This window comes from Zoogloea oleivorans (assembly GCF_008107625.1).
GTDB lineage: Bacteria > Pseudomonadota > Gammaproteobacteria > Burkholderiales > Rhodocyclaceae > Zoogloea > Zoogloea oleivorans.
In genome coordinates this window covers 115,229-136,702 of the sequence record NZ_SDKK01000016.1, presented here as the reverse complement: position 1 = coordinate 136,702, position 21,474 = coordinate 115,229, and the positions used below count along the sequence as shown (strand labels likewise).

The 21,474-nt window shown below is 65.4% G+C and carries 26 protein-coding genes; 7 read left to right on the top strand and 19 right to left on the bottom strand.

Annotated elements, in window-relative coordinates; genetic code table 11:
- From ETQ85_RS26285 to ETQ85_RS17215, 5 genes are all read left to right on the top strand, one after another.
- Positions 1–978: efflux RND transporter periplasmic adaptor subunit (locus ETQ85_RS26285; protein ID WP_187394747.1), on the top strand; the 978-nt coding region annotated here is incomplete at its 5' end.
- Positions 975–1,697, top strand: a complete 723-nt coding sequence (locus ETQ85_RS17230; protein WP_148580317.1) for an ABC transporter ATP-binding protein — start codon at positions 975–977, stop codon at positions 1,695–1,697. The genes ETQ85_RS26285 and ETQ85_RS17230, both read left to right, overlap by 4 nt.
- Positions 1,697–2,905 carry an ABC transporter permease gene (locus tag ETQ85_RS17225; protein ID WP_148580316.1) on the top strand — a complete coding sequence of 403 codons (1,209 nt, stop codon included), beginning with the start codon at positions 1,697–1,699 and terminating at the stop codon, positions 2,903–2,905. The genes ETQ85_RS17230 and ETQ85_RS17225 overlap by 1 nt, the downstream gene beginning before the upstream one ends.
- Before the next feature lie 60 nt (positions 2,906–2,965).
- Positions 2,966–3,625, top strand: coding sequence for an alternative oxidase (locus tag ETQ85_RS17220; RefSeq protein ID WP_148580315.1), 660 nt, complete (start codon positions 2,966–2,968; stop codon positions 3,623–3,625).
- A gap of 22 nt (positions 3,626–3,647) precedes the next feature.
- Complete coding sequence (locus ETQ85_RS17215) at positions 3,648–4,217, top strand: chemotaxis protein CheB (protein ID WP_148580314.1); 570 nt, start codon at positions 3,648–3,650, stop codon at positions 4,215–4,217.
- Positions 4,218–4,585: 368 nt separating this feature from the next.
- On the opposite strand, the gene ETQ85_RS17210 is transcribed toward ETQ85_RS17215, so the two are convergent.
- The 18 genes from ETQ85_RS17210 to bioB all read right to left on the bottom strand — a co-directional run bounded on the left by ETQ85_RS17210 (position 4,586) and on the right by bioB (position 19,201).
- Positions 4,586–5,014 carry a DUF1841 family protein gene (locus ETQ85_RS17210; protein ID WP_148580313.1) on the bottom strand — a complete coding sequence of 143 codons (429 nt, stop codon included), beginning with the start codon at positions 5,012–5,014 and terminating at the stop codon, positions 4,586–4,588.
- An 8-nt stretch (positions 5,015–5,022) separates the two neighbouring features.
- Positions 5,023–5,655, bottom strand: coding sequence for an endonuclease III (gene nth / locus ETQ85_RS17205; protein ID WP_148580332.1), 633 nt, complete (start codon positions 5,653–5,655; stop codon positions 5,023–5,025).
- Between the two features lie 12 nt (positions 5,656–5,667).
- Positions 5,668–6,357, bottom strand: coding sequence for an electron transport complex subunit E (locus ETQ85_RS17200; protein WP_148580312.1), 690 nt, complete (start codon positions 6,355–6,357; stop codon positions 5,668–5,670).
- 15 nt (positions 6,358–6,372) lie between these two features.
- Complete coding sequence (rsxG, locus tag ETQ85_RS17195) at positions 6,373–7,026, bottom strand: electron transport complex subunit RsxG (RefSeq protein WP_148580311.1); 654 nt, start codon at positions 7,024–7,026, stop codon at positions 6,373–6,375.
- Between the two features lie 7 nt (positions 7,027–7,033).
- Positions 7,034–8,056 (bottom strand): RnfABCDGE type electron transport complex subunit D, encoded by a 1,023-nt coding sequence (locus ETQ85_RS17190; RefSeq protein ID WP_148580310.1) that lies wholly within the window; start codon positions 8,054–8,056, stop codon positions 7,034–7,036.
- 23 nt (positions 8,057–8,079) lie between these two features.
- Positions 8,080–9,777 carry an electron transport complex subunit RsxC gene (rsxC, locus tag ETQ85_RS17185; protein ID WP_148580309.1) on the bottom strand — a complete coding sequence of 566 codons (1,698 nt, stop codon included), beginning with the start codon at positions 9,775–9,777 and terminating at the stop codon, positions 8,080–8,082.
- 1 nt (position 9,778) lies between these two features.
- Entirely contained in the window at positions 9,779–10,354 is a 576-nt protein-coding gene (rsxB, locus tag ETQ85_RS17180; protein WP_148580308.1) for an electron transport complex subunit RsxB, read from the bottom strand.
- 24 nt (positions 10,355–10,378) lie between these two features.
- On the bottom strand, positions 10,379–10,963 hold the full coding sequence (gene rsxA / locus ETQ85_RS17175; RefSeq protein WP_148580307.1) for an electron transport complex subunit RsxA: 585 nt from the start codon (positions 10,961–10,963) through the stop codon (positions 10,379–10,381).
- Between the two features lie 100 nt (positions 10,964–11,063).
- The gene (locus ETQ85_RS17170) at positions 11,064–12,077 is read right to left on the bottom strand and encodes a quinone-dependent dihydroorotate dehydrogenase (RefSeq protein WP_148580306.1); all 1,014 of its coding nucleotides are present in this window, start codon (positions 12,075–12,077) and stop codon (positions 11,064–11,066) included.
- A 54-nt stretch (positions 12,078–12,131) separates the two neighbouring features.
- Positions 12,132–12,605, bottom strand: a complete 474-nt coding sequence (locus tag ETQ85_RS17165; protein WP_148580305.1) for a hypothetical protein — start codon at positions 12,603–12,605, stop codon at positions 12,132–12,134.
- Positions 12,606–12,612: 7 nt separating this feature from the next.
- Entirely contained in the window at positions 12,613–13,353 is a 741-nt protein-coding gene (locus ETQ85_RS17160; RefSeq protein ID WP_148580304.1) for an arginyltransferase, read from the bottom strand.
- A 7-nt stretch (positions 13,354–13,360) separates the two neighbouring features.
- Positions 13,361–14,065 (bottom strand): leucyl/phenylalanyl-tRNA--protein transferase, encoded by a 705-nt coding sequence (gene aat / locus ETQ85_RS17155; protein ID WP_148580303.1) that lies wholly within the window; start codon positions 14,063–14,065, stop codon positions 13,361–13,363.
- Between the two features lie 56 nt (positions 14,066–14,121).
- On the bottom strand, positions 14,122–14,565 hold the full coding sequence (locus ETQ85_RS17150; RefSeq protein WP_246128797.1) for a C40 family peptidase: 444 nt from the start codon (positions 14,563–14,565) through the stop codon (positions 14,122–14,124).
- Positions 14,566–14,716: 151 nt separating this feature from the next.
- A complete protein-coding gene (gene serB, locus ETQ85_RS17145) occupies positions 14,717–15,547 on the bottom strand; it encodes a phosphoserine phosphatase SerB (RefSeq protein ID WP_148580301.1) in 831 nt (276 codons plus the stop codon).
- Positions 15,547–16,623 carry a 3-deoxy-7-phosphoheptulonate synthase gene (locus ETQ85_RS17140; protein ID WP_148580300.1) on the bottom strand — a complete coding sequence of 359 codons (1,077 nt, stop codon included), beginning with the start codon at positions 16,621–16,623 and terminating at the stop codon, positions 15,547–15,549. Before ETQ85_RS17140 ends, serB begins: the two co-directional genes overlap by 1 nt.
- A 36-nt stretch (positions 16,624–16,659) precedes the next feature.
- A complete protein-coding gene (locus ETQ85_RS17135; RefSeq protein WP_148580299.1) occupies positions 16,660–17,307 on the bottom strand; it encodes a pyrimidine 5'-nucleotidase in 648 nt (215 codons plus the stop codon).
- Positions 17,308–17,310: 3 nt separating this feature from the next.
- Entirely contained in the window at positions 17,311–18,195 is an 885-nt protein-coding gene (locus ETQ85_RS17130; protein WP_148580298.1) for a methyltransferase domain-containing protein, read from the bottom strand.
- A gap of 16 nt (positions 18,196–18,211) precedes the next feature.
- Positions 18,212–19,201 (bottom strand): biotin synthase BioB, encoded by a 990-nt coding sequence (bioB, locus tag ETQ85_RS17125; RefSeq protein ID WP_148580297.1) that lies wholly within the window; start codon positions 19,199–19,201, stop codon positions 18,212–18,214.
- 71 nt (positions 19,202–19,272) lie between these two features.
- Here bioB and ETQ85_RS17120 point away from each other — a divergent pair, with 71 nt between their 5' ends.
- Together ETQ85_RS17120 and ETQ85_RS17115 are read left to right on the top strand one after the other, a co-directional pair.
- Positions 19,273–19,983: a ComF family protein gene (locus ETQ85_RS17120; RefSeq protein ID WP_246128796.1), complete on the top strand. Its 711-nt coding sequence runs from the start codon at positions 19,273–19,275 to the stop codon at positions 19,981–19,983.
- A 33-nt stretch (positions 19,984–20,016) separates the two neighbouring features.
- Complete coding sequence (locus tag ETQ85_RS17115) at positions 20,017–20,481, top strand: tRNA (cytidine(34)-2'-O)-methyltransferase (RefSeq protein WP_148580296.1); 465 nt, start codon at positions 20,017–20,019, stop codon at positions 20,479–20,481.
- A 9-nt stretch (positions 20,482–20,490) separates the two neighbouring features.
- Here the strand turns inward: ETQ85_RS17115 and ETQ85_RS17110 are convergent, their stop codons facing one another.
- Positions 20,491–21,471 (bottom strand): NAD(P)H-dependent glycerol-3-phosphate dehydrogenase, encoded by a 981-nt coding sequence (locus ETQ85_RS17110; RefSeq protein WP_148580295.1) that lies wholly within the window; start codon positions 21,469–21,471, stop codon positions 20,491–20,493.
- Between the last annotated feature and the right edge of the window lie 3 nt (positions 21,472–21,474).

Here is a 21,474-nt window from a genome sequence, read left to right as displayed (position 1 = left end):
CAGGTGCTGGCCCGTCTCGATACCTCCAAGCTGCGTGACCAGGTGCGCCAGGCCAAGGCCGATCTGGCGGCGACCCAGGCCAAGGTGCGGCAGACCGAAGCCACCGTGGCCGAAAGCGCCGCCAGCCTGGCCCGCCTGAAGGAAGTCGCCCGCCTGTCGGGCGGCAAGGTGCCGTCGAAGGCCGAGCTGGATGGCGGTGAAGCGACGGCCCTGCGGGCGGTGGCCGACCAGCGGGCCGCCGAAGCGGCAGTGGCCTCGTCCCGGGCACTGCTCAGCACCTACGAGATCAGCCTGTCGAAGGCCACCATCCATTCGCCCATCGACGGGGTGGTGCTGACCCGCAAGGTGGAACCGGGCCAGACCGTGGCCGCGGCGATGACCGCCCCGGTGCTGTTCACCCTGGCCGAAGACCTGCGCCGCATGGAGTTGCAGGTGGACGTGGACGAGGCCGACGTGGGCAAGGTGAAGGACGGGCAGGGTGCCCGCTTCCATGTGGACGCCTGGCCGGGCAAGCTGTTTCCGGCGGTGGTGACGCGGGTCGGGTGGGGCTCCCAGACCAAGGATGGCGTGGTCTCCTACCTGACCATCCTGCGGGTCACCAACGACGAGCTGCTGCTGCGCCCCGGCATGACGGCCACTGCCGAGATCACCACCGCTCAGCGCAAGGACGTGCTGCTGGTGCCCAACACGGCCCTGCGCTTCTCGCCGCCAGCCACCGGAAATGTGCAGAAGCGCAGCCTGCTGGCCAGCCTGATGCCGCGCCCGCCGAGCAGCAACCAGCCCAAGGTGGCCTCCGAGGTGATTGCCAAGGATGGCAGCCAGACCCTGTGGGTGCTGAAGGACGGGCAGCCGGCGCCGGTCCGGGTGAGCATCCTGGGCACCAACGGGCAGGTATCGGAAGTGCGTCCGGCCGATGGCGACGCGGCCCTGCCGGCCGGCACGCCGGTGATCATCGAAGCGCTGGCGGTGCAGAAGTGAGCGAGCCGCTCATCGTGCTGTCGGGCGTCACCCGTACTTTCGGCACCGGCGCGGCGGCCTTCCAGGCTCTGCGCGGCGTCGATCTGACGATAGAGGAGGGCGAGTTCGTCGCCATCATGGGGCCCAGTGGTTCCGGCAAGTCGTCGATGATGAACATCCTCGGCTGCCTCGATACGCCCAGTGGCGGCAGCTACCGCTTTCGCGGCCTGCGTGTCGAAGACCTCAACCGCGATCAGCGCGCCCTGCTGCGCCGCCACGCGCTGGGCTTCGTCTTCCAGGGCTTCAACCTGCTGGCGCGCACCTCGGCGCAGGAGAACGTCGAGTTGCCCCTGCTGTACCGGGGCGAGACTGTCGAAGCCCGCCATGACGCGGCCCGCGCCGCGCTGGCGGCGGTGGGGCTGGAAGGCTGGGGCCATCATTCGCCGGCCGAGCTGTCCGGTGGCCAGCAGCAGCGGGTGGCGATTGCCCGGGCACTGGTGACCAACCCGTCCCTGCTGCTCGCTGATGAGCCCACCGGCAACCTGGACACCGAGCGCAGCCGCGAAATCATGGATCTGCTCGTCGCCCTCAACCGCGACAAGGGCATCACCGTGGTGATGGTGACCCACGAATCGGACATGGCCGCCTACGCCCGGCGCATCGTGCGGCTGGTGGATGGCAAGGTCGAGAGCGACATCCGCAACGCGGCCCCGGCCGGCGTGGTACCGGGAGCCCATTGATGATCTGGAATGCCCTGCTGCTCGCCCTGCGCGAGATTCGCCGCAACCTGATGCGCTCCTTCCTGACCATCCTCGGCATCGTCATCGGCGTGTCGGCGGTGATTACCATGGTCACCCTGGGCAACGGGGCCACCCGCGCCGTGTCGGACCAGATCGCCAGCCTGGGCAGCAACCTGCTGATCATCCGCCCCGGCCAGCACCTGGGACCCGGGCGCGACTCGGCCGGCGCCGCCGCCTTCAAGGTGGCCGACGTGGAGACCCTGAAAACGCAGGTCAGCGGCCTTGCCGCCGTGGTGCCGGTGACCAACAAGAGCGTCACCCTGGTGGCCATGGCGCGCAACTGGTCCACCGGCGTCACCGGCACCACGCGCGACTGGTTTGCCACCGGCAAATGGCAGATTGTCAGCGGGCGCATCTTCAACGAAGCCGAAGAGCGGGCCGGCGCGGCCGCCTGCGTGATCGGCGAAACCATCCGCCGCGAACTCTTCGGCAGCCAGGACCCGCTGGGCCAGCAGATCCGCGTCAAGCAGTTCTCCTGCGAGGTGATCGGCCTGCTGGCCTCCAAGGGCCAGTCGACAATGGGCAACGACCAGGACGACCTGCTGGTGATGCCCCTGCGCACCGTGCAACGCCGCCTCACCGGCTCCATCGACGTGGCCTCGCTGATGATCTCGGTGCGCGACGACGCCTCGATGGACATTGCCAAGGATCAGGTGAGCTGGCTGATGAGGGAGCGCCGCCACATCGGCGCCGGCGACAACGACGATTTTTCGGTGATGGACACCCGTCAGATCGCCGAGACCCTGTCGGGCACCACGAAGGTGATGACCGGCCTGCTCGGCGCGGTGGCCGCAGTGAGCCTGCTGGTGGGCGGCATCGGCATCATGAACATCATGCTGGTGTCGGTCACCGAACGGACCCGCGAGATCGGCATCCGCCTGGCCATCGGCGCGCTGGAGCGGGAGGTGCTGCTGCAGTTCCTGATCGAGGCGGTGGCGCTGGCGTCCCTGGGCGGCATCATCGGCATCCTGCTGGCCACGCTGGCGTCCATTGGCGGTGCGGCCCTGATGCACGTGCCCTACCTGTTCAACCCGGCCATCAACCTGCTGTCCTTCGGCTTCTCGGCGGCGATTGGCGTGGTGTTTGGTTACGTGCCGGCACGAAGGGCTGCGCGGCTCGACCCGATCGAGGCGCTGCGGCACGAGTGAGGGCGCCGTTGTGTACGCCGGCGTACCGACGGGTTCGATGCGGCGGAATACAAGAGCAGCATGCTCCCGACCTCCGCCCTCACCACGCCTGACCCGCCTCCCCAGCGGCAACACCACGATCCGCAGAATGTCCGTGACCGGGTGGCCTATGGCTTCGTCAAGTTCCTGCGTTTTTTTGCGGACACCTTCTTTGCCCGACGTTACGGCCACCGCGCGGTTGTGCTGGAGACGATCGCCGGCGTGCCGGGCATAGTCGGCGGGGCCCTGCAGCATCTGCGGGCCCTGCGCCGCATGGAGAGCGATCACGGCTGGATTCGCGTGCTCCTCGACGAGGCCGAAAACGAGCGCATGCACTTGATGACCTTCATCGAGATTGCCCAGCCGTCGCGGATCGAACGCCTGCTGATCCTGGTGGTGCAAGGGGCCTTCTACAACTTCTTCTTTCTGCTCTATCTCCTCTCGCCGGGAACGGCCCATCGGCTCGTCGGCTACCTGGAGGAAGAGGCGGTGTACAGCTACACCGAATACCTGGCTGGCGTGGCCCAGGGCACCTACCCGGACGTTCCGGCGCCCGCCATCGCCATTGAATACTGGAAGCTGGCTGCCGATGCGCGCCTGCGTGAGGTCATCATTGCCGTGCGTGCCGATGAGGCCAAGCACCGGGATGTGAATCACCAGTTTGCCGACCAGCTGGCACACGCAGACTCCGCACAGGCTTGATTCTTATCCGGTGACCATCGCCATGCAAAACTTCCCGATCGTGTGTGTGGGTGGTTCGGCCGGCGGTCTCGACGCCTATGTCCGGCTGCTGCAGAACCTGCCAGCCGACATGGGGGTGGCCATCGTCATCGTCAATCACATCACGATGGTGCCGACCCAGCTCCACACGGTTCTGCCCCGCTTTACGTCGATGCCGGTGGCGCTGATCACCGAAAAATTGCAGATCGCCCCAAACCGGGTCTTCATCATCCCGGCCAATCGGGATCTGCACGTGGAAGACGGCGATTTTCATCTGACCCCGATATCCAAGCCGCGTGGCTGGCCGGATGTCATCACGGTATTCCTGCGCTCGCTGACCCAATGCTGGGACGGCAAGCTGATTGCCGTGATCGTCTCGGGTTACGACGGCGACGGCGCCGCCGCCTTGTGCGGCATTCAGGAAGCGGGCGGCATTACCATTGCCCAGAAACTCGACACGGCCACCCAGCCGGACATGCCGGAGAGCGCAATCAACACTGGCTGCATCGACTTTGTCCTGTCGCCGGAAGGGATTGCCCGGGAGATTGTGCGCATCGTGCGTGGTGAGCGTTGATGGCGGTCGATGATGTCGACATTCTCATCAAGGTAGGTGTTGGCAACTGCACTGTCATCGGCCTGCCAGATCCAGAAAGTGACGCACAAGCTCCTTGCATGCCCTTCCTGACGATACTTGTCAGGGGTTTGATGAAAATCATCAGGGCCTGAGTGCATGGCGTCAGGCGGTTGATTCTTATCACTCAGCCCTTGATGATTTTCATCAGGGACTCAGTGACTCTCATCAGAGGCTCGGTGATTTTCATCAAGGCCTGCATGAAGCGTGTGCAGGCCTTGATGATTGCTGTCTAGCGCTCGATGATTTTCATCCCGGTGTGGAGGATTTCTGCCGAGCGCCTGACGCCGGCCATGAGCCTGGCTGTGGTTTCAGCTCCCGGCTTTCTTCCTGACGGCTTCGACGTAAGCCAGACCATCAAGGGGCGCCTTGTCACGCTGGGCGCGCCAGATGGTTTCGCCGAGGGCTTCGAGGACATCGTGGAGGGCCGCATGGCGGTCGCCGTGTTTGGCCTGGCATTGTTCGAAGGCTTCACGGATGCCGGGAGGCTGGTTGATCGAGAGTTGCTCTTCGATGGCCAGATGCAGGGACAGGTGCAGGAAGGGATTGACCTGGCCGTCCTCGGGGCTGAAATCCTTCTGCACGCTGTCGGTGGCTTCGAGCAGCGAATGGTATTCCGGGTGGTGGGCGACCAGGTCGGCGCCGATCACTTCCATCTGGGTGAGGATTTCGCGGTTCTTGTGCTTGCGCCAGGCGTCCACGAAGAATTGCCGGGCCTGCTCTCGGGAGGGGTCGAACATGATTGGTCTTATTCCGTCTTGTCGCGGTAGAGGCACAGGTCGCGGATGAGGCATTCGCCGCATTTGGGCTTGCGGGCGGTGCACACGTAGCGGCCGTGCAGGATGAGCCAGTGATGGGCGTCGCGCATGTATTCCTTGGGGATGCGGCGCACGAGGCGTTTTTCGACTTCGACCACGTCCTTGCCAGGGGCCAGGCCGGTGCGGTTGGCGAGGCGGAAGATGTGGGTGTCCACGGCCATGGTCGGTTCGCCGAAGATGGTGTTGAGCACCACGTTGGCGGTTTTGCGGCCGACGCCGGGCAGGGCTTCGAGGGCGGCCCGGTCATTCGGGACTTCGCCGGCGTGGCGCTCGAGCAACTGGCGCGACAGCATGGCGGTGTTTTTGGCCTTGTTGCGGAACAGGCCGATGGTCTTGATCTGTTCGGCAATACCGGCTTCACCCAGGTCGGCCATGGCTTCCGGGGTGGGGGCCAGGGCGAAGAGCTTGCGGGTGGCGATGTTGACGCCCTTGTCGGTGGACTGGGCCGACAGCACGACGGCCACCAGGAGCTGGAAGGGTGAGGCGTATTCCAGTTCGGTGGTCGGCGTGGGGTTGGCGCCCTGCAGGCGGTGGAAGGTTTCCGCCACGGCGGCGAGGCGCATGTCGGCCATGCTTCAGCCTGCCTCGGCGGGGGTGTCGGGGGCGATGGCGGCGGCGCGATGGGCACGCGCCAGCTTGCGGGCTTCGAGCCAGTTGCGGCCGGCGATCAGGCAGCCCAGGGCAATGAAGGCGCCGGGGGGGAGGATGGCCACCAGGAAGCCGGGGTAGTCATCACCGAAGAGGCTGATCGGCTGGGCGCCGGGGAAGAGCATGTCGATGCCGGACAAGAGGGTGCCGCTGCCGACGACTTCACGCATGGCGCCCAGCACGGCAAGCACCAGGGTGAGGCCGATGCCCATGGCAATGCCGTCGATGGTCGAGCTGCCGGGTTCATTTTTGGCGGCGAAGGCTTCGACGCGGGCCAGCACGATGCAGTTGGTGACGATCAGCGGGATGAAGATGCCGAGCACCAGGTAGAGCTCGTGGAGGTAGGCGTTGAAGGTCAGGTCAACGACGGTGGTGAGCGCCGCGATGATCAGGATGAACACCGGGATGCGGATTTCGTAGGGAATGAAATTGCGCAGGGCCGAGATGGCCAGGTTCGACAGGGCCATGACCAGGATGGTGGCCAGCCCGAGGCTGACGGCGTTGACGATGTTGTTGCTGACCGCGAGGATCGGGCACAGGCCGAGGATCTGGACGACCCCGGTGTTCTGCTTCCAGACGCCGTTCCAGGCGATGTCACGATAGGCTTGAAAGTCCATGGCTCGGGTATCCGGTCAGAGGGGGCCGCCGCTCTTGGCGGCAAACAGGCGGTCCTGGTGCTCGGTGGCGTAGCGGGCGGCGCGGGCTACGGCATTGGTGACGGCACGGGCGCTGATGGTGGCGCCGGTGTGGTAGGTGATCTGACCACCGTCCTTCTTGACCTTGCAGCCGGGAATGTCGGCGGCTTTTAGCTCGCCGAACTGGGTGATCCACGGGGACTTTTTGTTCTTGTCCTTCTTGGGGTCGATGTAGTCGCCGAGGCCCGGGGTTTCGCGGTGGGCCACGGCGCGCACGCCGGACAGGCTGCCATCGGCACGCACCGCCACGATCAGCTCGATGCGGCCGCTGTAGCCGTCGGGGGCGACGCTTTCGATGAGCAGGGCGACGGGCTGGCCGGCCTTGCGGGCGCGGTAGATGCGGCCGCCGTCGTCGAGGCCGAGTTCGCCGGTGGGGCCGAGCTGGACGTAGTCGTCGAGCAGGGCGTTGTCGTAGGCAGAGGCCGGCAGCACTTCGGTGAGCAGCTTCATTTTTTCTTCCGAGGCCGACGCGGCGATCTGCGTCTTGGTGGCCTCGTAGGTGTAGGCCATGACCGCGGTGAAGATCACGGTGAAGCCCACCATGACGGCGCCGGTGCGGGCGGAAAGGCCGAGGGCGGTGGTTTCGCTCATGGCAGCCTCAATCCTTCTTGTGGCCGAAAACCGGCGCCTGGGTCTTCATGTCGATGATCGGCACGAGAATGTTCATCAGCAGGGTGGCGAAGGCGATGCCGTCAGGGTAGGCCCCGAAAGTACGGATCACGTAGGTGAGGATGGCCGCACCGGCAGCGAAGAGCAGCTTGCCGCGGGGCGTGGTGGCACCCGAAACCGGGTCGGTAAGGATGAAGAAGGCACCCAGCATGGCGCCGCCGGAGGCCAGGTGGAAGACCGGGGAGGCGAAGGCATCCGGCCGCACACCCCACAGCAGGCCGGCTGTCACCAGCAGGGCAGCACAGAAGGCAAACGGGATGTGCCAGGTGATGATCTTGCGCTGGATCAGCCACAGGCCGCCGACCAGGTAGCCAAGGGCAATCCACTCGCTGCCCTTGCCACCGAGGAAGCCGAAGGCCGGGCCGTCCATCAGTTGGGCAGCACGCAGACCGTGGACTTGCGAGTCGGGGTTGGCGGCCGCGCGCAGGGCGGTGCGCAGGGCATCGAGGGGAGTGGCACCGGTGATCGCGTCCACCTGACGCAGGCCGCCAAAGATCAGGTCGAGCTGGGTCTTGAAATCGAGCTGGCCGGCCGCCGGCCACTGGGACATGAGCGCCGGGTAGGCGACGATCATCAGGCAGAAGGCGGCCATGGCCGGGTTGAAGGGGTTCTGCCCGAGCCCGCCGTAGAGCTGCTTGACCACTACGACGGCCAGCAGGGTGCCGGTGACGGTGAGCCACCAGGGGGCGATGGGCGGAAAGGTGAGGGCGATCAGCCAGGCAGTGACAACGGCCGACAGGTCGGTGAGGAAAATGGCCTTGGGCTTGCCGCGGATGGCCAGCATCGCCGCTTCACCGGCCAGCGCGGCGGCCGAGGCGATGGCGATCTGGACGAGGATGCCGGCGCCGAAGAACCACACGTAGGCGGCAATGCCGGGCACGAGGGCGAGCAGCACCTGGAGCATGACGCTCTGGACACTGGCCGCTTTGCGAACGAAGGGGGAATTGATCATCGGATGTGTGTGGGCGACAGGGCTCAGGCGTCCTGGGGCGGCAGGGGAGAGGCGGCAGGCTTGGCTACGATCTCGCGGCGGGCCTCGATGTCGGCGATTTCGGCCTGCACGTCAGGGCTCAGTTGCTCTGTGTTCCTGGGGGCGGCCTGGGCCTTTTGCTGGCGGGCCTTTTCCATGGCGGCCTCGATCAGGGCGCGCTTGGCGGCGTCGGGGGCGGGTTTGGCAGCCGGGGCGGCATCGCTGCCTGCTGCGGGTGCGGTGGCGCCGTCGGCGGCGACTTTCTCGCGGGTGGCAGCGGCTTTGGCGGCTAGCTTTTCGGCCTTTTCGAGCTTTTCGCGTTCCTGGCGGTGATTCTTGAACTCGAAGCGGTCGCGGGCCGCGTCGGCGGCTTCCTTTTCGCGTTCGCGGGCCCAGATTTCGCTCTTGGAGAAGCGGTAGTAATCGACCAGCGGAATGTGCGAGGGGCACACGAAGCTGCAGCAGCCGCATTCGATGCAGTCGAAGAGGTGATATTCCTGGGCCTTGCCGAAGTTCTTCGAGCGCGAGAACCAGTACAGCTCGAAGGGCGCCAGGTCGGCCGGGCAGGCCTTGGCGCATTCGCCGCAGCGGATGCACGGCATTTCGGGCGCCGGCGCGGGGAACATGGCCTCGCTACCGACCAGGATGCAGTTGGTGGCCTTGACCACCGGCACGTCGAAGGCCGGCAGGCGCACGCCCATCATCGGACCGCCCATGATGTAGCGGTCGGTGTCGGCACGCGGGCCGGCCAGGCGTACCAGGTGATCCATCGGGGTGCCGATGAGCACGTCGTAGTTGCGCGGGGCATCCACGTTGCCGGCAACGGTAACGAGGCGGGAGATCAGCGGACGGCCCAGTTCGAGGGCTTCGTAAATGCTGAAGGCGGTGCCCACGTTGAAGCACTGCACGCCGAAGTCGGTGGAGCGCCGGCCGTGGGGCACTTCGATGCCGGTGAGGACGCGGATCAACTGCTTGGCGCCACCGGCCGGATAGCGGGTGGGAATGGCGACGGCTTCGATGCCGCTCTGGCCGCTGGCGGCGATGGCGGCCTGCACGGCGGCGACGGCTTGGGGCTTGTTGTCCTCGATGCCGATCAGGACTTCTTCAGCCTGCAGCATGTGGCGCATCGCCAGGATGCCCTTGAGCATGTCGCCGGCGCGCTCGCGCATCAGCATGTCGTCGCAGGTGATGAAGGGCTCGCACTCGGCGCCGTTGATGACGAGGGTCTTGAGCTTGCCTTCTTTTCCGGGCTTGAGCTTGAGGTAGCTGGGGAAAACGGCACCGCCAAGGCCGACCACACCGGCGTCGCGCAGGAAGTCGCGCAGTTCGTCGGGGGGCGTGCTGCGGTAATTGACCTTGTCGAGTTCGCCCCAGCGGTCTTCTCCGTCGGGTTCGATGATTACCGACAGGGTGGTCAGGCCGGAGGTGTGCGGCATCACGGCGGGGGCGACGTCGCGCACCAGGCCGGATGTGGAGGCGTGCACCGCCGACGACAGGTTGCCGTCGGCGCCGCCGATGCGCTGGCCCTTGAAGACGCGGTCGCCGGGCTGGACCAGCGGGCGCGGATGGCCGCCGACCGCCTGGTGCAGCGGGATCACAAGGCGATCGGGCAGCGGGACGGCGGCGATCGGGGCGGTGGTGGAGCGTTCCTTGTTGGTCTGGGGCTTGACCCCGCCGTGGAACTTGAAGAGTTTGCGCAGCATGTCAGGCCTCTTGCCGGGCGGTGCCGAGGGCGGCCGGGGCGATCTGGAAAACCGGGTAGCGCCATTTCCAGGTGTCTACGGTTTCAGCGATGGGTTCCATGGTGATGCAGTCCACCGGGCAGGGGGCAAGGCATAGCTCGCAGCCGGTGCATTCGGCGGCGACGATGGTGTGCATCTGCTTGGCAGCACCGACGATGGCATCCACCGGGCAGGCCTGGATGCACAGGGTGCAGCCGATGCAGGTGTTCTCGTCGATGATGGCGACGGACTTGGGCTTTTCGACGCCGTGCTCTTCGGAGAGGGGCTTGAACTCGCGGCCGAGCAGGTCGGCCAGCTTGCGGATGCCTTCCTCGCCGCCCGGCGGGCACTGGTTGATCTCCGCCTCGCCGCCGGCAATGGCGGTGGCGTAAGGTCGGCAGCCGGGAAAGCCGCACTGGCCGCACTGGGTTTGCGGAAGGATGGCGTCGATCTTGTCGACCAGCGGGTCGCCTTCGACCTTGAACTTGATGGCGGCGAAACCGAGCCCGGCCCCGAGGACGAGGGCGATGCCGGTCATGACGAAGAGTGCGGTGAACATGGTTCTTTCCGGGGAGCGCGGGGCTCAGTGGTACTTGTCGAGGCCGGCGAAGCCCATGAAGGCCAGGCTCATGAGGCCGGCGGTGACCATGGCGATGGCGGTGCCCTTGAAGGGAACGGGGATGTCGGCCCCGTCGAGGCGCTCGCGGATGCCGGCGAAGAGGACGAGGACCAGGGAGAAGCCGACCGAGCTGCCGAAGCCGAAGAGCAGCGATTCGAGCAGGTCGTGGTGCAGGGCGACGTTGATGAGCGGCACGCCGAGCACTGCGCAGTTGGTGGTGATCAGTGGCAGGTAGATGCCGAGCACCTGGTGCAGCACCGGGCTGGTCTTCTGGATGACCAGTTCGGTGACCTGCACGATGGCCGCGATGATGACGATGAAGGCCAGCGTGCGCAGGTATTCGACGCCGGCGGGCATCAGTACGTAGTGATCCACCAGGTAGCTGGTGCCGCAGCCGAGGGTGAGTACGAAGGTTGTCGCGGCGCCCATGCCGGCGGCTGTTTCCAGTTTTCTGGAGACGCCCATGAAGGGGCACAGGCCGAGAATCCGGACAAGAACGACGTTGTTCACCAGAACAGCGCCGAGAATCACGAAAAGGTAGCTGGTCATGGCTGCCGGAGTTGGAGAAGGGCAAGGCCGGGATTATTCCGTCCCGGCAGGTTTTGGCTCAAGCCTGCTGTGAGCAGGGCGATGACCCGGGTGAAATGCATCAGGCGTAGTCGCGGGTTTCGGTGACGGCCTCGCGGACCAGGGCCGGGCCGCGGTAGATGAAGCCGCTGTAGACCTGGACCAGCCTGGCGCCGGCGTCGAGCTTGGCGCGGGCCTGGCGGCCGTCGAAAACACCACCGGCAGCGATGATCGGCAGCTCGTTCTGCAAGGCCTTGGCGAGTGCGGCGACAACGGCGGTGGACGCTTCGAACAAGGGCGCGCCGGACAGGCCGCCCTGCTGGTCGCCGAAGGGAATGCCCTGCACCTTGTCGCGGGCCAGCGTGGTGTTGGTGGCGATGACACCGTCGATGCGGTGGCGGCGCAGGGCGTCGGCGATGTTGACGATCTGGGCGTCGTCGAGATCGGGGGCGATCTTGAGGGTGATTGGCACGTAGCGGCCGTGCTTGTCGGCCAGGGCTGTCTGGCGCGCCTTGAGTTGGCCGAGGAGGGCGTCGAGTTCGGATTCGCCCTGCAGCTGGCGCAGGTTCTTGGTGTTGGGCGAGGATATGTTGACGGTGACGTAGCTGGCCAGCGGATAGGCCTTGTCGAGACACAACAGGTAGTCGTCGGCTGCCTTTTCGATCGGGGTGTCGGCGTTCTTGCCGATGTTGATGCCGAGGATTCCCTTGTACTTCATGGCTTCCACGTTGCCGATCAGCGCATCGATGCCGTGGTTGTTGAAACCCATGCGGTTGATGATGCCCTTGACTTCCGGCAGCCGGAACATGCGCGGCTTGGGATTGCCGGGCTGTGCGCGCGGGGTGATGGTGCCGATTTCGATGAAGCCGAAGCCGAGGCGCGCGAGGCCGTCGATCACTTCGCCGTTCTTGTCGAGGCCGGCAGCCATGCCGATACGGTTGGGAAACTGCAGGCCCATCACTTCGACGGGCCTGGCGGGCAGCGGCTTGCCGGCGGGCAGCAGGCGCCCGGCAAGGTTCAGGCCGGCCAGGGCGGTTTCGTGGGCGGTCTCCGGATCAAGGGAGAAAAGGACGGGGCGGGCGAGTTCGTAGAGCATCCGGCATTCTACCGCAGTGCGACAAAGTGCTGTTTCTTCGCGCTCTTTGTTCGCTCAGTCGAGCGCCAGGCGGATCTGCAGGCCCAGATAACCGCTATAGCCGGGTAGATTGGGCAGAGCGATGAGATTGGCGCCGACCCGGCCGACCTGTGCCGATACGGCGGGCAGGATGAGGATGGGTGACGGGTAGCCGGTGGCGAGCAGGCCAAAGGCGCCGAAGCGGAAGGGGCCGGCTTCGAGGGGCATCCAGCGTCCGCCGACGTAGAAGGTGTTGCGGTCGTAGCTGTTGCGGAAGTAGCCGGCGCTGGCGACCCACGGCGTGCCGGTGAATTCGCGTTCGAGGCCGATGCCCGGATTGGATTCCCGCCAGTCACGACGCTCGGGCTGGAAGTGGTGGGAGACGCCGGACAGCGTTAGCCAGTCCCGGTGCGCTGCAGTGCTGAAGTCGTCGAGGGTGGGAGCGGCATGGGCTGTCAAGGCGCAGGCGAGAAGCGGCACCGAGCACAGCGTCCGGAGAGTGGTGTGCATGGGAGGTTCAGTCGAGTGTGGAGAGGTCGCTGTCGGACAGGGTTTGCCACTGCCCACCGACGCGCCCTTCGATCGGGCGGAAGCGGGCCTTGTAGGCCATCTTGCGGCTTTCGCGGATCCAGTAGCCAAGGTAGAGATAGGGCAGGCCGAGTTCGCGGCAGACTTCGATCTGCCACAGTACGCCGAAGGTGCCGAGGCTGCCGCCGGGGATGTCCGGGTCGTAGAAGGTGTAAACGCTGGACAGCCCGTCAGTGAGGCAGTCGATGACGCTGACCATGCGCAGGATGCCGTTCTCGCGGAATTCGAGGAGTCGGCTGTCTACGTGGCTTTGCAGCAGGAAGTGGGCGTATTGCTCCCGGTTGTCCTGGTCCATGCCGCCGCCGGCGTGGCGGCTGGCCTGGTAGCGCTGGTAGAGGACGTAGTGCTCCTCGATGAACTCGAGGGGCATTTCCCGCGGCTGGAGGTTGGCGTGGGTGCTCCAGGCGCGGCGCTGGCTGCGTTTGGGCTGGAAGCTGGCGACCGGAATGCGCACCGGAATACAGGCACGGCAGGCGTCGCAGTGGGGCCGGTAGGTGAATATGCCGCTGCGGCGAAAGCCCGTGCGCACCAGTTCGCTGTACAGCGGGGTGTCGATCAGGTGGCTGGGGGTGGCGACCTGGGAGCGTGCCTGGCGGTCGGGCAGGTAGGAGCACGCGTAGGGCGCGGTGGCGTAGAACTGCAGCAGGGAGTAGGGATAGTCCTTGAGCATTGCCAGTTCAGTTCCAGGGGGCTTGGGCTCCGTTCTGCGGCCAGCGGGCGGGGGGCATTTCTTCGCGAGTGAGCGTTTCGAGCATCTTCACGAAAACCGCGCGGGGAATTTCCTGGCCGCCCAGCGACGCCAGATGGGCAGTGGTCATTTGACAATCTAGCACGCGAAAATCCCGTTGTTCAAGGAAGCGCGCCAGATGAACGAAGGCAATCTTGGAGGCATCGGTGCGTCGACTGAACATGGATTCGCCGTAGAAGGCCTGGCCGAGCGCCATGCCGTACAGGCCGCCGACGAGTTCGCCATCCATGTACGTTTCGACGGAGTGGGCGTAGCCCATGTCGTGCATGCGAATGTAGGCGGCCTGGATGGCGGGTGTGATCCAGGTTCCACCGCCTGGCTCGCGGGGCTCGGCACAGGCGCGGATGACGGCCGCAAAGTCGTGATCGAGGCGGACTTCGTATGCCGCGTTGCGGAGTGTCTTGCGCAGCGAGCGGGTGATGCGGATCTGGTCGGGAAAAACGACCATGCGCGGATCGGGGCTCCACCACAGGATGGGCTCGCCATCGTTGAACCAGGGGAAGATGCCGCGCCGGTAGGCGGCAAGCAGCCAGTCAGGCGTCAGCGCGCCGCCGGCGGCAAGCAGGCCGTTGGGCTGGCGCAAGGCGCGTGAAACAGGGGGGAAGGCGGGGTGGTTGCCGAGCCAGGGAATCATGTCGGGTCAGGAGGAAATGGCCGTCGGTGGCCGGACCCGGACAGGATGGCGCTCGATCAGTTGGTCTGGCGCAGTTGGGAATTGGGCAGAACACGCCGGGCGCCGTCGTAGCGGGCGGCCCAGTAGTTGATGCGCATGTCCTCGACGCGAACGACGCCGCCGGACGAGGGGGCATGTACGAACTGGTTGTTGCCGAGGTAAATGCCCACGTGGGAGAAGGCGCGGCGCATGGTGTTGAAAAACACCAGATCGCCCGGCTTGAGCTCGGCGCGATTGACCTGTTCGCCCATCTGGGCCATTTCGGCTGCGGTACGGGGCATGCCGAAACCGAGCGCATCGGCGAAAACCTTGCCGACAAAGCCACTGCAGTCGAAACCGGTAAGCGGACTCGTGCCTCCGAAGCGATAAGGCACGCCAAGGAAGTTCAGGCTGCGATCAACGAGGGAGCGAATCGAATCGGAATAACGCTCAAAGACGGACGCGGGCGGCGTTTCATCCATGGCACTGGTTGGGGGCTCCGACGCAAGGACCGCGCCGGAACACGCGATCGCTACAAAAAAGCCGAGGACCGTCTTTTTGATAGGCATCAAATCACTATACCTAATACGGGAATAAGTGTAAAGAATGTCGACAAAAGAGGCCCTTTCGGTGTCAGGCAAACAGGTTGAGGATGCCGTCGAGCCCGCTGTGGTTGAGCGCGTAGGTGGCTTTTTCGCGGACGACCGGCTTGGCGTGATAGGCAATCCCCACGCCGGCTTCGGTGAGCATAGGCAGGTCGTTGGCACCGTCACCGGCGGCGATGACTGTTGCGGGCGCAAAGCTGTGGAGCTTGCGCACGAGTTGCAGCGTGTGGCGCTTGGCCTCTCCGTCCACCACGTCGCCCTTGACCTTGCCGGTCAGTTTGCCGTTGCGGATGTCCAGTTGGTTCGCCACCGCGTAGTCGAAGCCGAGCTGCTTTTGCAGGCGTTCGGTGAAGTAGGTAAAACCCCCCGAAACCAGCACCGTGACGATGCCGGCCTGCTTGAGCCCGGCGATCAGGGCTTCGGCGCCCGGGTTCAGTTGCAGGCGTTCGTTGAAGACCCGTGCCAGGGCTTCTTCGGGTAGCCCCTCGAGCAGCGCGACACGCCGGGTGAGCGATTCGCGGAAGTCGAGCTCGCCGCGCATGGCCGCTTCGGTGATCGCCGCGACTTCGGCTTTCAGTCCCTGCATGTCGGCGATTTCGTCGATGCACTCGATGTTGATCAGCGTCGAGTCCATGTCGGTGACGAACAGGCGAAAATCCTTCAGGCGCCGTTCTTCGGGTACGAAGGCGTAGTCGAGCTGGCGGGCTTCGCAGTAGGTCGCCAGCTCATCGCTCGGTTGGGCCTTGAGCAGGCGGAAGGCATTGTTGCCGAGGCGTCCTACGCCTTCCGAAGCCGTCAGGGTGGCCAGATCTTTCAGGGCACGGGTTTCGACTTTCTGGCCCTGGACAACCAGATTCATCAGGCCGCGCTCCGCTTGGGGAGCACGTCCCGGAGAATGTCGCGAGTGGCGCGGATCATGTTTTCGGTGGTGCTCCAGTCGACGCAGGCGTCGGTCACCGAGCAGCCGTAGCGCAGCTGGGAGAGGTCTTCGGGGATCGGCTGGCTGCCGGCCTCGATATTGCTCTCGATCATCAGGCCGACGATGGTCTGGTTGCCTTCGCGGATCTGGTGGGCCACGTCGCGCATCACCAGGGGCTGGTACTCCGGGTTTTTCCAGGAGTTGGCGTGGGAGCAGTCAATGACGATGTTGGCGGGCAGCTTGGCCTTGGTGAGCGCCTTTTCAGCCAGGGATACCGATACGGTGTCGTAATTCGGCCGGCCGCCACCGCCACGCAGGACCACGTGGCCGTAGGCGTTGCCGCGGGTGCGGATGACCGACGACTGGCCTTGGGCGTTGATGCCGAGAAAGCTGTGCGGGTGGGAGGCGGACAGGATGCCGTTCACTGCGGCGTCGAGCGAGCCGTCGGTGCCGTTCTTGAAGCCGACCGGGGTGGACAGGCCGGAGGCCATTTCGCGGTGGGTTTGCGATTCGGAAGTGCGCGCGCCGATGGCGGTCCAGCTGATCAGGTCGCCGTAGTATTGCGGGGCGATCGGGTCGAGGGCTTCGGTGCCGGCGGGCAGGCCGGCTTCATTGACGTCCAGCAGGAAGCGACGGGCTTTTTCCATGCCTTCGTCGATGCGGAAGGAGTCGTCCATGTGCGGATCGTTGATATAGCCCTTCCAGCCGGTGGAGGTGCGGGGCTTTTCGAAATACACGCGCATGATCAGCACAAGGGTGTCGGAAACTTCGTCAGCCAGCTTCTTGAGGCGGCGGGCGTAGTCGAGCCCGGCGACCGGATCGTGGATCGAGCAGGGGCCGACGACCACGAAAATCCGTGGGTCCTTGCGGTCGAGAATGGCTTGCAGGGTCTGGCGGCCTTCGAGGACAACCTTGGCGGCCGTGTCCGTCAGCGGGACGTGGGCGGTGATTTCCTCGGGGGACGGCATGCGGTCGAAGGCCGCGATGTTCAGGTTTTCGGTCTGGGCGAAGGGCATGGCGGTCTCGCGTTCGAAAAAGCGGAATCGGTTATTTTAACCCGAAGCGCTGCTCCGGATGGCATGGCGCGCCAGACCCAATACTGATGGGAGCTGGCAGTCGACGTAATCGGGCTGGCGCAGGCTGCGGCTGATCCATACCGTCTTCATGCCGAGGCGCTTGGCGGTGCGCAGGTTTTCGGCGCTGTCCTCCACCAGAATGCAGCGTGCCGGATCGAGGTGGTGATCCTTGAGCAGGTGAAGAAAGCCGCGCAGTTTGGGCTTGGGATGAAAGCGCATTTTCTCGACGGAATACACCGCATCGAAGTGATGGCGGATGCCCATGATGTCGAGCACCTTTTCGGCGTAGCGCTGGGGGCCGTTGGAGAAAACAATTTTGCGGCCGGGCAGGCGGCGCAGCATGTGACGCAGGGCGCTGTCGAAAACGACCATGCGCGGCAGGTCGGGGAACTGGTGGGTGTTGTGCAGGAAGTGTTGTGGGTCGGTGCCGTGGTGGCGCATCAGGCCCGTGAGTGTGGCGCCGTAGCGTTTCCAGTAGTCCATGCGCAGCCGGTTGGCGGCGCGCTCGTCCAGCCCCAGGTGTTGCATGAGGTAGGCCGTCATGCTCCGGTTGATGTGCGGGAAGATGTGCGGACTGGCGTTGTGCAGCGTGTTGTCGAGGTCGAACAGCCAGATCGGCGACATGGCTCAGCCTGGCTTGCGTTCGAAGCGCACGATGGCGCGGCCGTCGTCGAGTACCTTGGGCGCGGCCTTCCAAGCGTGGCCGTAGACTACTTCGACGGTGGCCGGCAGACGTCCGTCGCGACGCAGGGTTTCGTAGTTGCTGCGCAGTTCTTCCCAGTGCTTCTTGCCCACCAGGCCACGTGGGCGACTGAGGGCGGCGTTGGTGGAGCCGCTGGTGCGCAGGTCGTGGAAGAGGTCGTCGAGCTTGGTGTAGGTGACGGTGAGGATTTCCATGTCCATCACCGGATCGGAAAAACCAGCGCCGACGAGGGCGTCGCCCAGGTCGTGCATGTCGATGAAGCGGTGCAGGTGCTCGGCTTGTGAAGGCGGCAGGGACGCGCGGAGTTCCTTGAGGGTGTCCGGGCCAAAAGTGGAGAACATCACCAGACCACCAACTTCGAGGGTCCGGTGAATTTCCTTGAGGGCCGGCAGCGGATCATGCAGCCACTGCAGCATCAGGTTCGACCAGGCTAGAGAGATGCTGCCGCGGGCCAGGGGCAGAGCGGTGGCGTCGGCGCAGATGAAGTCCGGCTCGGCGGGCTTGCCGAAGCGCATCAGGCGTTTGAGCAGGCTTTTCTCGCCACGGGCCTGGGTGAGCATGGCCGGGGCGCTGTCGATGGCGATGCGCGCCACGCCCGGATAGCGTTCGGCAAAGGTGGCCAGGTCGGCACCCGGACCGCAGCCCAGGTCGAGGATGCGCTTCGGCTCGATACGGATGTAGTCGAGGCGCTCGGCCATGCGCCGGGAGATTTCCCGGGCCAGGGTGTCGACGGTGGCGTAGCCGGAAGCGGCCCGCCCGGCCCGGCGCCGCACAAGGCGCGGGTCGAGCTGGAAATCCGGCATCGTCATCGGGTCGCGCTTGGCCTTAGATGGACTTCAGGCCAAGACGGGCGAAGAGCGCGTCGTCGGCGTCGGAGTCCGGATTGTCGGTGGTGAGCAGGCGCTCGCCGTAGAAAATGGAGTTGGCGCCGGCAAGGAAGCACAGGGCCTGGATGCCATCGCCGAACTCCTGGCGACCGGCGGACAGGCGAACGTAGCTTGCCGGCATGGTGATGCGGGCGGCGGCGATCATGCGCACGAAGTCGAAGGGATCAATGGCTTCGGTCTTGCCCAGCGGGGTGCCTTCCACCTGCACCAGATTGTTGATGGGCACCGAATCCGGCGGCGGATTCATGTTGGCCAGTTCGGCTAGCAGCGCGGCGCGGCTCTTCTTGGTTTCACCCAGGCCGACGATGCCGCCGCAACACACGTTGATGCCGGCGTCACGCACCTTGTCGAGGGTGTCGAGGCGATCCTGCAGGGTGTGGGTGGTGATGATCTGGCCGTAGAATTCGGGCGAGGTGTCAATGTTGTGGTTGTAGTAGTCGAGGCCGGCTTCCTTGAGCTGACCAGCCTGACCTTCTTTCAGCATGCCGAGGGTAACGCAGGTTTCGAGGCCGAGTTTCTTGACCTCGCGGACCATGTCGAGGACCGGGGCGAGATCCTTCTCCTTGGGGCCGCGCCAGGCTGCGCCCATGCAGAAGCGGGAGGCACCCTTGGCCTTGGCGGCGCGGGCGTTTTCCAGCACTTCGTTGAGCGGGAGGAGGGCTTCCTTCTCGAGGCCGGTATCGTAGCGGGAGGACTGGGAGCAGTAGCCACAGTCTTCCGAGCAGCCGCCGGTCTTGATGGACAGCAGCGTGGAACGCTGGACGCCGTTAGGGTCGAAATTCTCCCGGTGCACCTGCTGGGCGCGGAACAGGAGGTCATTGAAAGGCAGGGCGAACAGGGCTTCGATCTCGGCGACACTCCAGCGCTTGCGGGCGGGAGCGGCGGCTTGGTTCTGGGCGGTCTCTGCGTGGGCGACGGTGGCGGTCATTGTCATGCACCCTTTTATAGGCTGTAATTTTGAATTACGAAGCTCTCCAGTTTCCCTGAAGGGGTCCGGACTTGTCAAATCAAGCGCTTGGATGGCGCCATGTGGCCGATGCCGTGGTGCAGGTTGTTTTCCCCCAGCAATGCTTCGCCTGCGGTGCGGCGAGTGGCTGCGATGTGTTGTGTGCCGTCTGTATGGACAGCTTGCCGGGGCGGGGTCTGGCGCGGTGTGCGGTGTGCGGAATTTTCCTGCCGACCGGCACCGTGTGTGGCGCGTGCCTGCGCAATCCGCCGCCCTTTGATGCAACCCGGGCGGCTCTCGACTACGGTTTCCCGCTGGACAAGTTGGTGCATGCGCTGAAATACGGCCATCGCCTGGCAATGACGCGCCTGTTCGTGGACTTGATGTTGGCGCAGCCGGTTCCCGCTGCTGACGTCGTGATTCCGATGCCGCTCCATCCTGCACGTTTGCGCGCGCGGGGCTTCAATCAGGCCGCCGAGCTGGCGCGGCCGCTGGCCAGGGCGTGGGGCTTGCCGATTTTGCTCGACAGCGTTGTGCGCGATGTGGATACCCAGCCCCAGGCGGGCTTGCCGTGGAAGGAGCGGAGTGCCAACGTGCAGGGGGCTTTTCGGGTGTGCGGGAGCGTGCAAGATTTGCGGGTCGTGGTGGTTGATGACGTGATGACCACCGGGGAGACCATTGCCGAGCTGGCGCGGACGCTGAAGGGGGTCGGTGCGCTCCGTGTCGAGAACCGGGTCGTGGCCCGGACGCCACGGCCGGGTTGATCCGGGAGGGCGGGCCGTGCACAATCCGCGCCCATGTTCCACGTCGTCCTCCATCAGCCGGAAATTCCTCCGAATACCGGCAACATCATGCGGATGTGCGCCAATAGCGGCGCGCGTCTGCACCTCGTCAAACCCCTTGGCTTCACGCTGGAAGAGAAACAGCTGGTGCGTGCCGGCCTGGATTATCGTGACATGGCAGTGGTCACCGTGCATGAAGACTGGCCGAGCTGCCGCGCCGGCTTTGCCGGTCAGCGCATCTTTGCCCTGACGTCTCATGGCGGGCGCAGCTATGGCGAAGTGGCTTTTCAGCCGGGCGATGTGTTCGTGTTCGGCTCGGAATCCCGTGGCTTGCCACCCGAGCTCCATGCGGAATTCGGCGACGAGCGACGTTTGCGCATTCCGATGCGGCCCGACAACCGCAGCCTCAATCTGTCAAACGCCGCTGCGGTGGTGGTTTACGAGGCCTGGCGGCAGAACGGCTTTGCCGGCGGCACCTGACGGCGCTGCTTATTCCTGCTTGGGGTCGCGGGCGAGGAGTTGCTCTACGGCCTCGCGGGCTGACAGGGTGCCGTTCAGGACGCCATCCACTGCGTTGGTGATAGGCATGTCCACGCCCAGTTTGGCCGACAGGGCGGCGACTTCGCGGGTCGTGCTGACCCCTTCGGCCACGTGACCGAGCGCTTCGAGAATGTCCGGCAGGGTTTTGCCTTCGGCCAGCAGCAGGCCGACGCGGCGGTTGCGTGACAGGTCGCCGGTGCAGGTCAGCACCAGGTCGCCTAGCCCGGCAAGGCCCATGAAGGTGTCGCGGCGCCCGCCGAGGGCGATGCCCAGACGGGTGATTTCGGCCAGGCCGCGGGTAATCAGGGCGGCCCGGGCGTTGAGTCCGAAACCCATGCCGTCGGCAACACCGGCAGCAATCGCCATGACGTTCTTGACCGCACCCCCCACTTCGGCACCGACGAGGTCGTCGTTGGCGTAGAGGCGCAGGCGGTTGTTGTGCAGGGCTTGCACCCAGTAGCGGGCGAACTCGATATCGCTGGACGCAATCGTTACCGCGGCAGGCAGTCCCTGGGCGACTTCTGCGGCGAAGCTCGGGCCGGTCAGCACGCCGCAGGCCGCATCGGGGCCGAGTTCTTCGGCGACGATCTGATGAGGCAGCTTGGCGGTGCCTGCCTCAAGGCCCTTGCAGGCCCACAGCAGCGGTGTGTCAGGCGCTGCGGCCTGCAGCGCACGGGCGGTGCTGCGCAGGCCGGCCAGCGGCGTGACCACCAGATGCAGGTCGGCGCGGGCGGCTTCCTGCAGGTCGTCGGTCAGTTGCAGGTTGGCTGGCAGCGGGATGCCGGGCAGGTAGCGACGATTTTCGCCGTCGCTGCGCATGGCGGCGATTTCCGCGGCCTCGCGGCTCCACAGGACAACTTCGTGACCACGGCTGAAGGCGAGGGCGAGGGCGGTGCCCCAGGCACCGGCCCCGAAAACGGCGATGCGCATGGT

What these genes read in the sequence shown, in the direction of transcription:
- ETQ85_RS17225 (WP_148580316.1), top strand. Translation starts at nt 1,697, where the DNA reads ATGATCTGGAATGCCCTGCTGCTCGCCCTGCGCGAGATTCGCCGCAAC.
- ETQ85_RS17220 (WP_148580315.1), top strand. Translation starts at nt 2,966, where the DNA reads ATGCTCCCGACCTCCGCCCTCACCACGCCTGACCCGCCTCCCCAGCGG.
- ETQ85_RS17215 (WP_148580314.1), top strand. Translation starts at nt 3,648, where the DNA reads ATGCAAAACTTCCCGATCGTGTGTGTGGGTGGTTCGGCCGGCGGTCTC.
- ETQ85_RS17210 (WP_148580313.1), bottom strand. Translation starts at nt 5,014, where the DNA reads ATGTTCGACCCCTCCCGAGAGCAGGCCCGGCAATTCTTCGTGGACGCC.
- nth (WP_148580332.1), bottom strand. Translation starts at nt 5,655, where the DNA reads ATGCGCCTCGCCGCCGTGGCGGAAACCTTCCACCGCCTGCAGGGCGCC.
- ETQ85_RS17200 (WP_148580312.1), bottom strand. Translation starts at nt 6,357, where the DNA reads ATGGACTTTCAAGCCTATCGTGACATCGCCTGGAACGGCGTCTGGAAG.
- rsxG (WP_148580311.1), bottom strand. Translation starts at nt 7,026, where the DNA reads ATGAGCGAAACCACCGCCCTCGGCCTTTCCGCCCGCACCGGCGCCGTC.
- ETQ85_RS17190 (WP_148580310.1), bottom strand. Translation starts at nt 8,056, where the DNA reads ATGATCAATTCCCCCTTCGTTCGCAAAGCGGCCAGTGTCCAGAGCGTC.
- rsxC (WP_148580309.1), bottom strand. Translation starts at nt 9,777, where the DNA reads ATGCTGCGCAAACTCTTCAAGTTCCACGGCGGGGTCAAGCCCCAGACC.
- rsxB (WP_148580308.1), bottom strand. Translation starts at nt 10,354, where the DNA reads ATGTTCACCGCACTCTTCGTCATGACCGGCATCGCCCTCGTCCTCGGG.
- rsxA (WP_148580307.1), bottom strand. Translation starts at nt 10,963, where the DNA reads ATGACCAGCTACCTTTTCGTGATTCTCGGCGCTGTTCTGGTGAACAAC.
- ETQ85_RS17170 (WP_148580306.1), bottom strand. Translation starts at nt 12,077, where the DNA reads ATGCTCTACGAACTCGCCCGCCCCGTCCTTTTCTCCCTTGATCCGGAG.
- ETQ85_RS17165 (WP_148580305.1), bottom strand. Translation starts at nt 12,605, where the DNA reads ATGCACACCACTCTCCGGACGCTGTGCTCGGTGCCGCTTCTCGCCTGC.
- ETQ85_RS17160 (WP_148580304.1), bottom strand. Translation starts at nt 13,353, where the DNA reads ATGCTCAAGGACTATCCCTACTCCCTGCTGCAGTTCTACGCCACCGCG.
- aat (WP_148580303.1), bottom strand. Translation starts at nt 14,065, where the DNA reads ATGATTCCCTGGCTCGGCAACCACCCCGCCTTCCCCCCTGTTTCACGC.
- ETQ85_RS17150 (WP_246128797.1), bottom strand. Translation starts at nt 14,565, where the DNA reads ATGGATGAAACGCCGCCCGCGTCCGTCTTTGAGCGTTATTCCGATTCG.
- serB (WP_148580301.1), bottom strand. Translation starts at nt 15,547, where the DNA reads ATGAATCTGGTTGTCCAGGGCCAGAAAGTCGAAACCCGTGCCCTGAAA.
- ETQ85_RS17140 (WP_148580300.1), bottom strand. Translation starts at nt 16,623, where the DNA reads ATGCCCTTCGCCCAGACCGAAAACCTGAACATCGCGGCCTTCGACCGC.
- ETQ85_RS17135 (WP_148580299.1), bottom strand. Translation starts at nt 17,307, where the DNA reads ATGTCGCCGATCTGGCTGTTCGACCTCGACAACACGCTGCACAACGCC.
- ETQ85_RS17130 (WP_148580298.1), bottom strand. Translation starts at nt 18,195, where the DNA reads ATGACGATGCCGGATTTCCAGCTCGACCCGCGCCTTGTGCGGCGCCGG.
- bioB (WP_148580297.1), bottom strand. Translation starts at nt 19,201, where the DNA reads ATGACCGCCACCGTCGCCCACGCAGAGACCGCCCAGAACCAAGCCGCC.
- ETQ85_RS17115 (WP_148580296.1), top strand. Translation starts at nt 20,017, where the DNA reads ATGTTCCACGTCGTCCTCCATCAGCCGGAAATTCCTCCGAATACCGGC.
- ETQ85_RS17110 (WP_148580295.1), bottom strand. Translation starts at nt 21,471, where the DNA reads ATGCGCATCGCCGTTTTCGGGGCCGGTGCCTGGGGCACCGCCCTCGCC.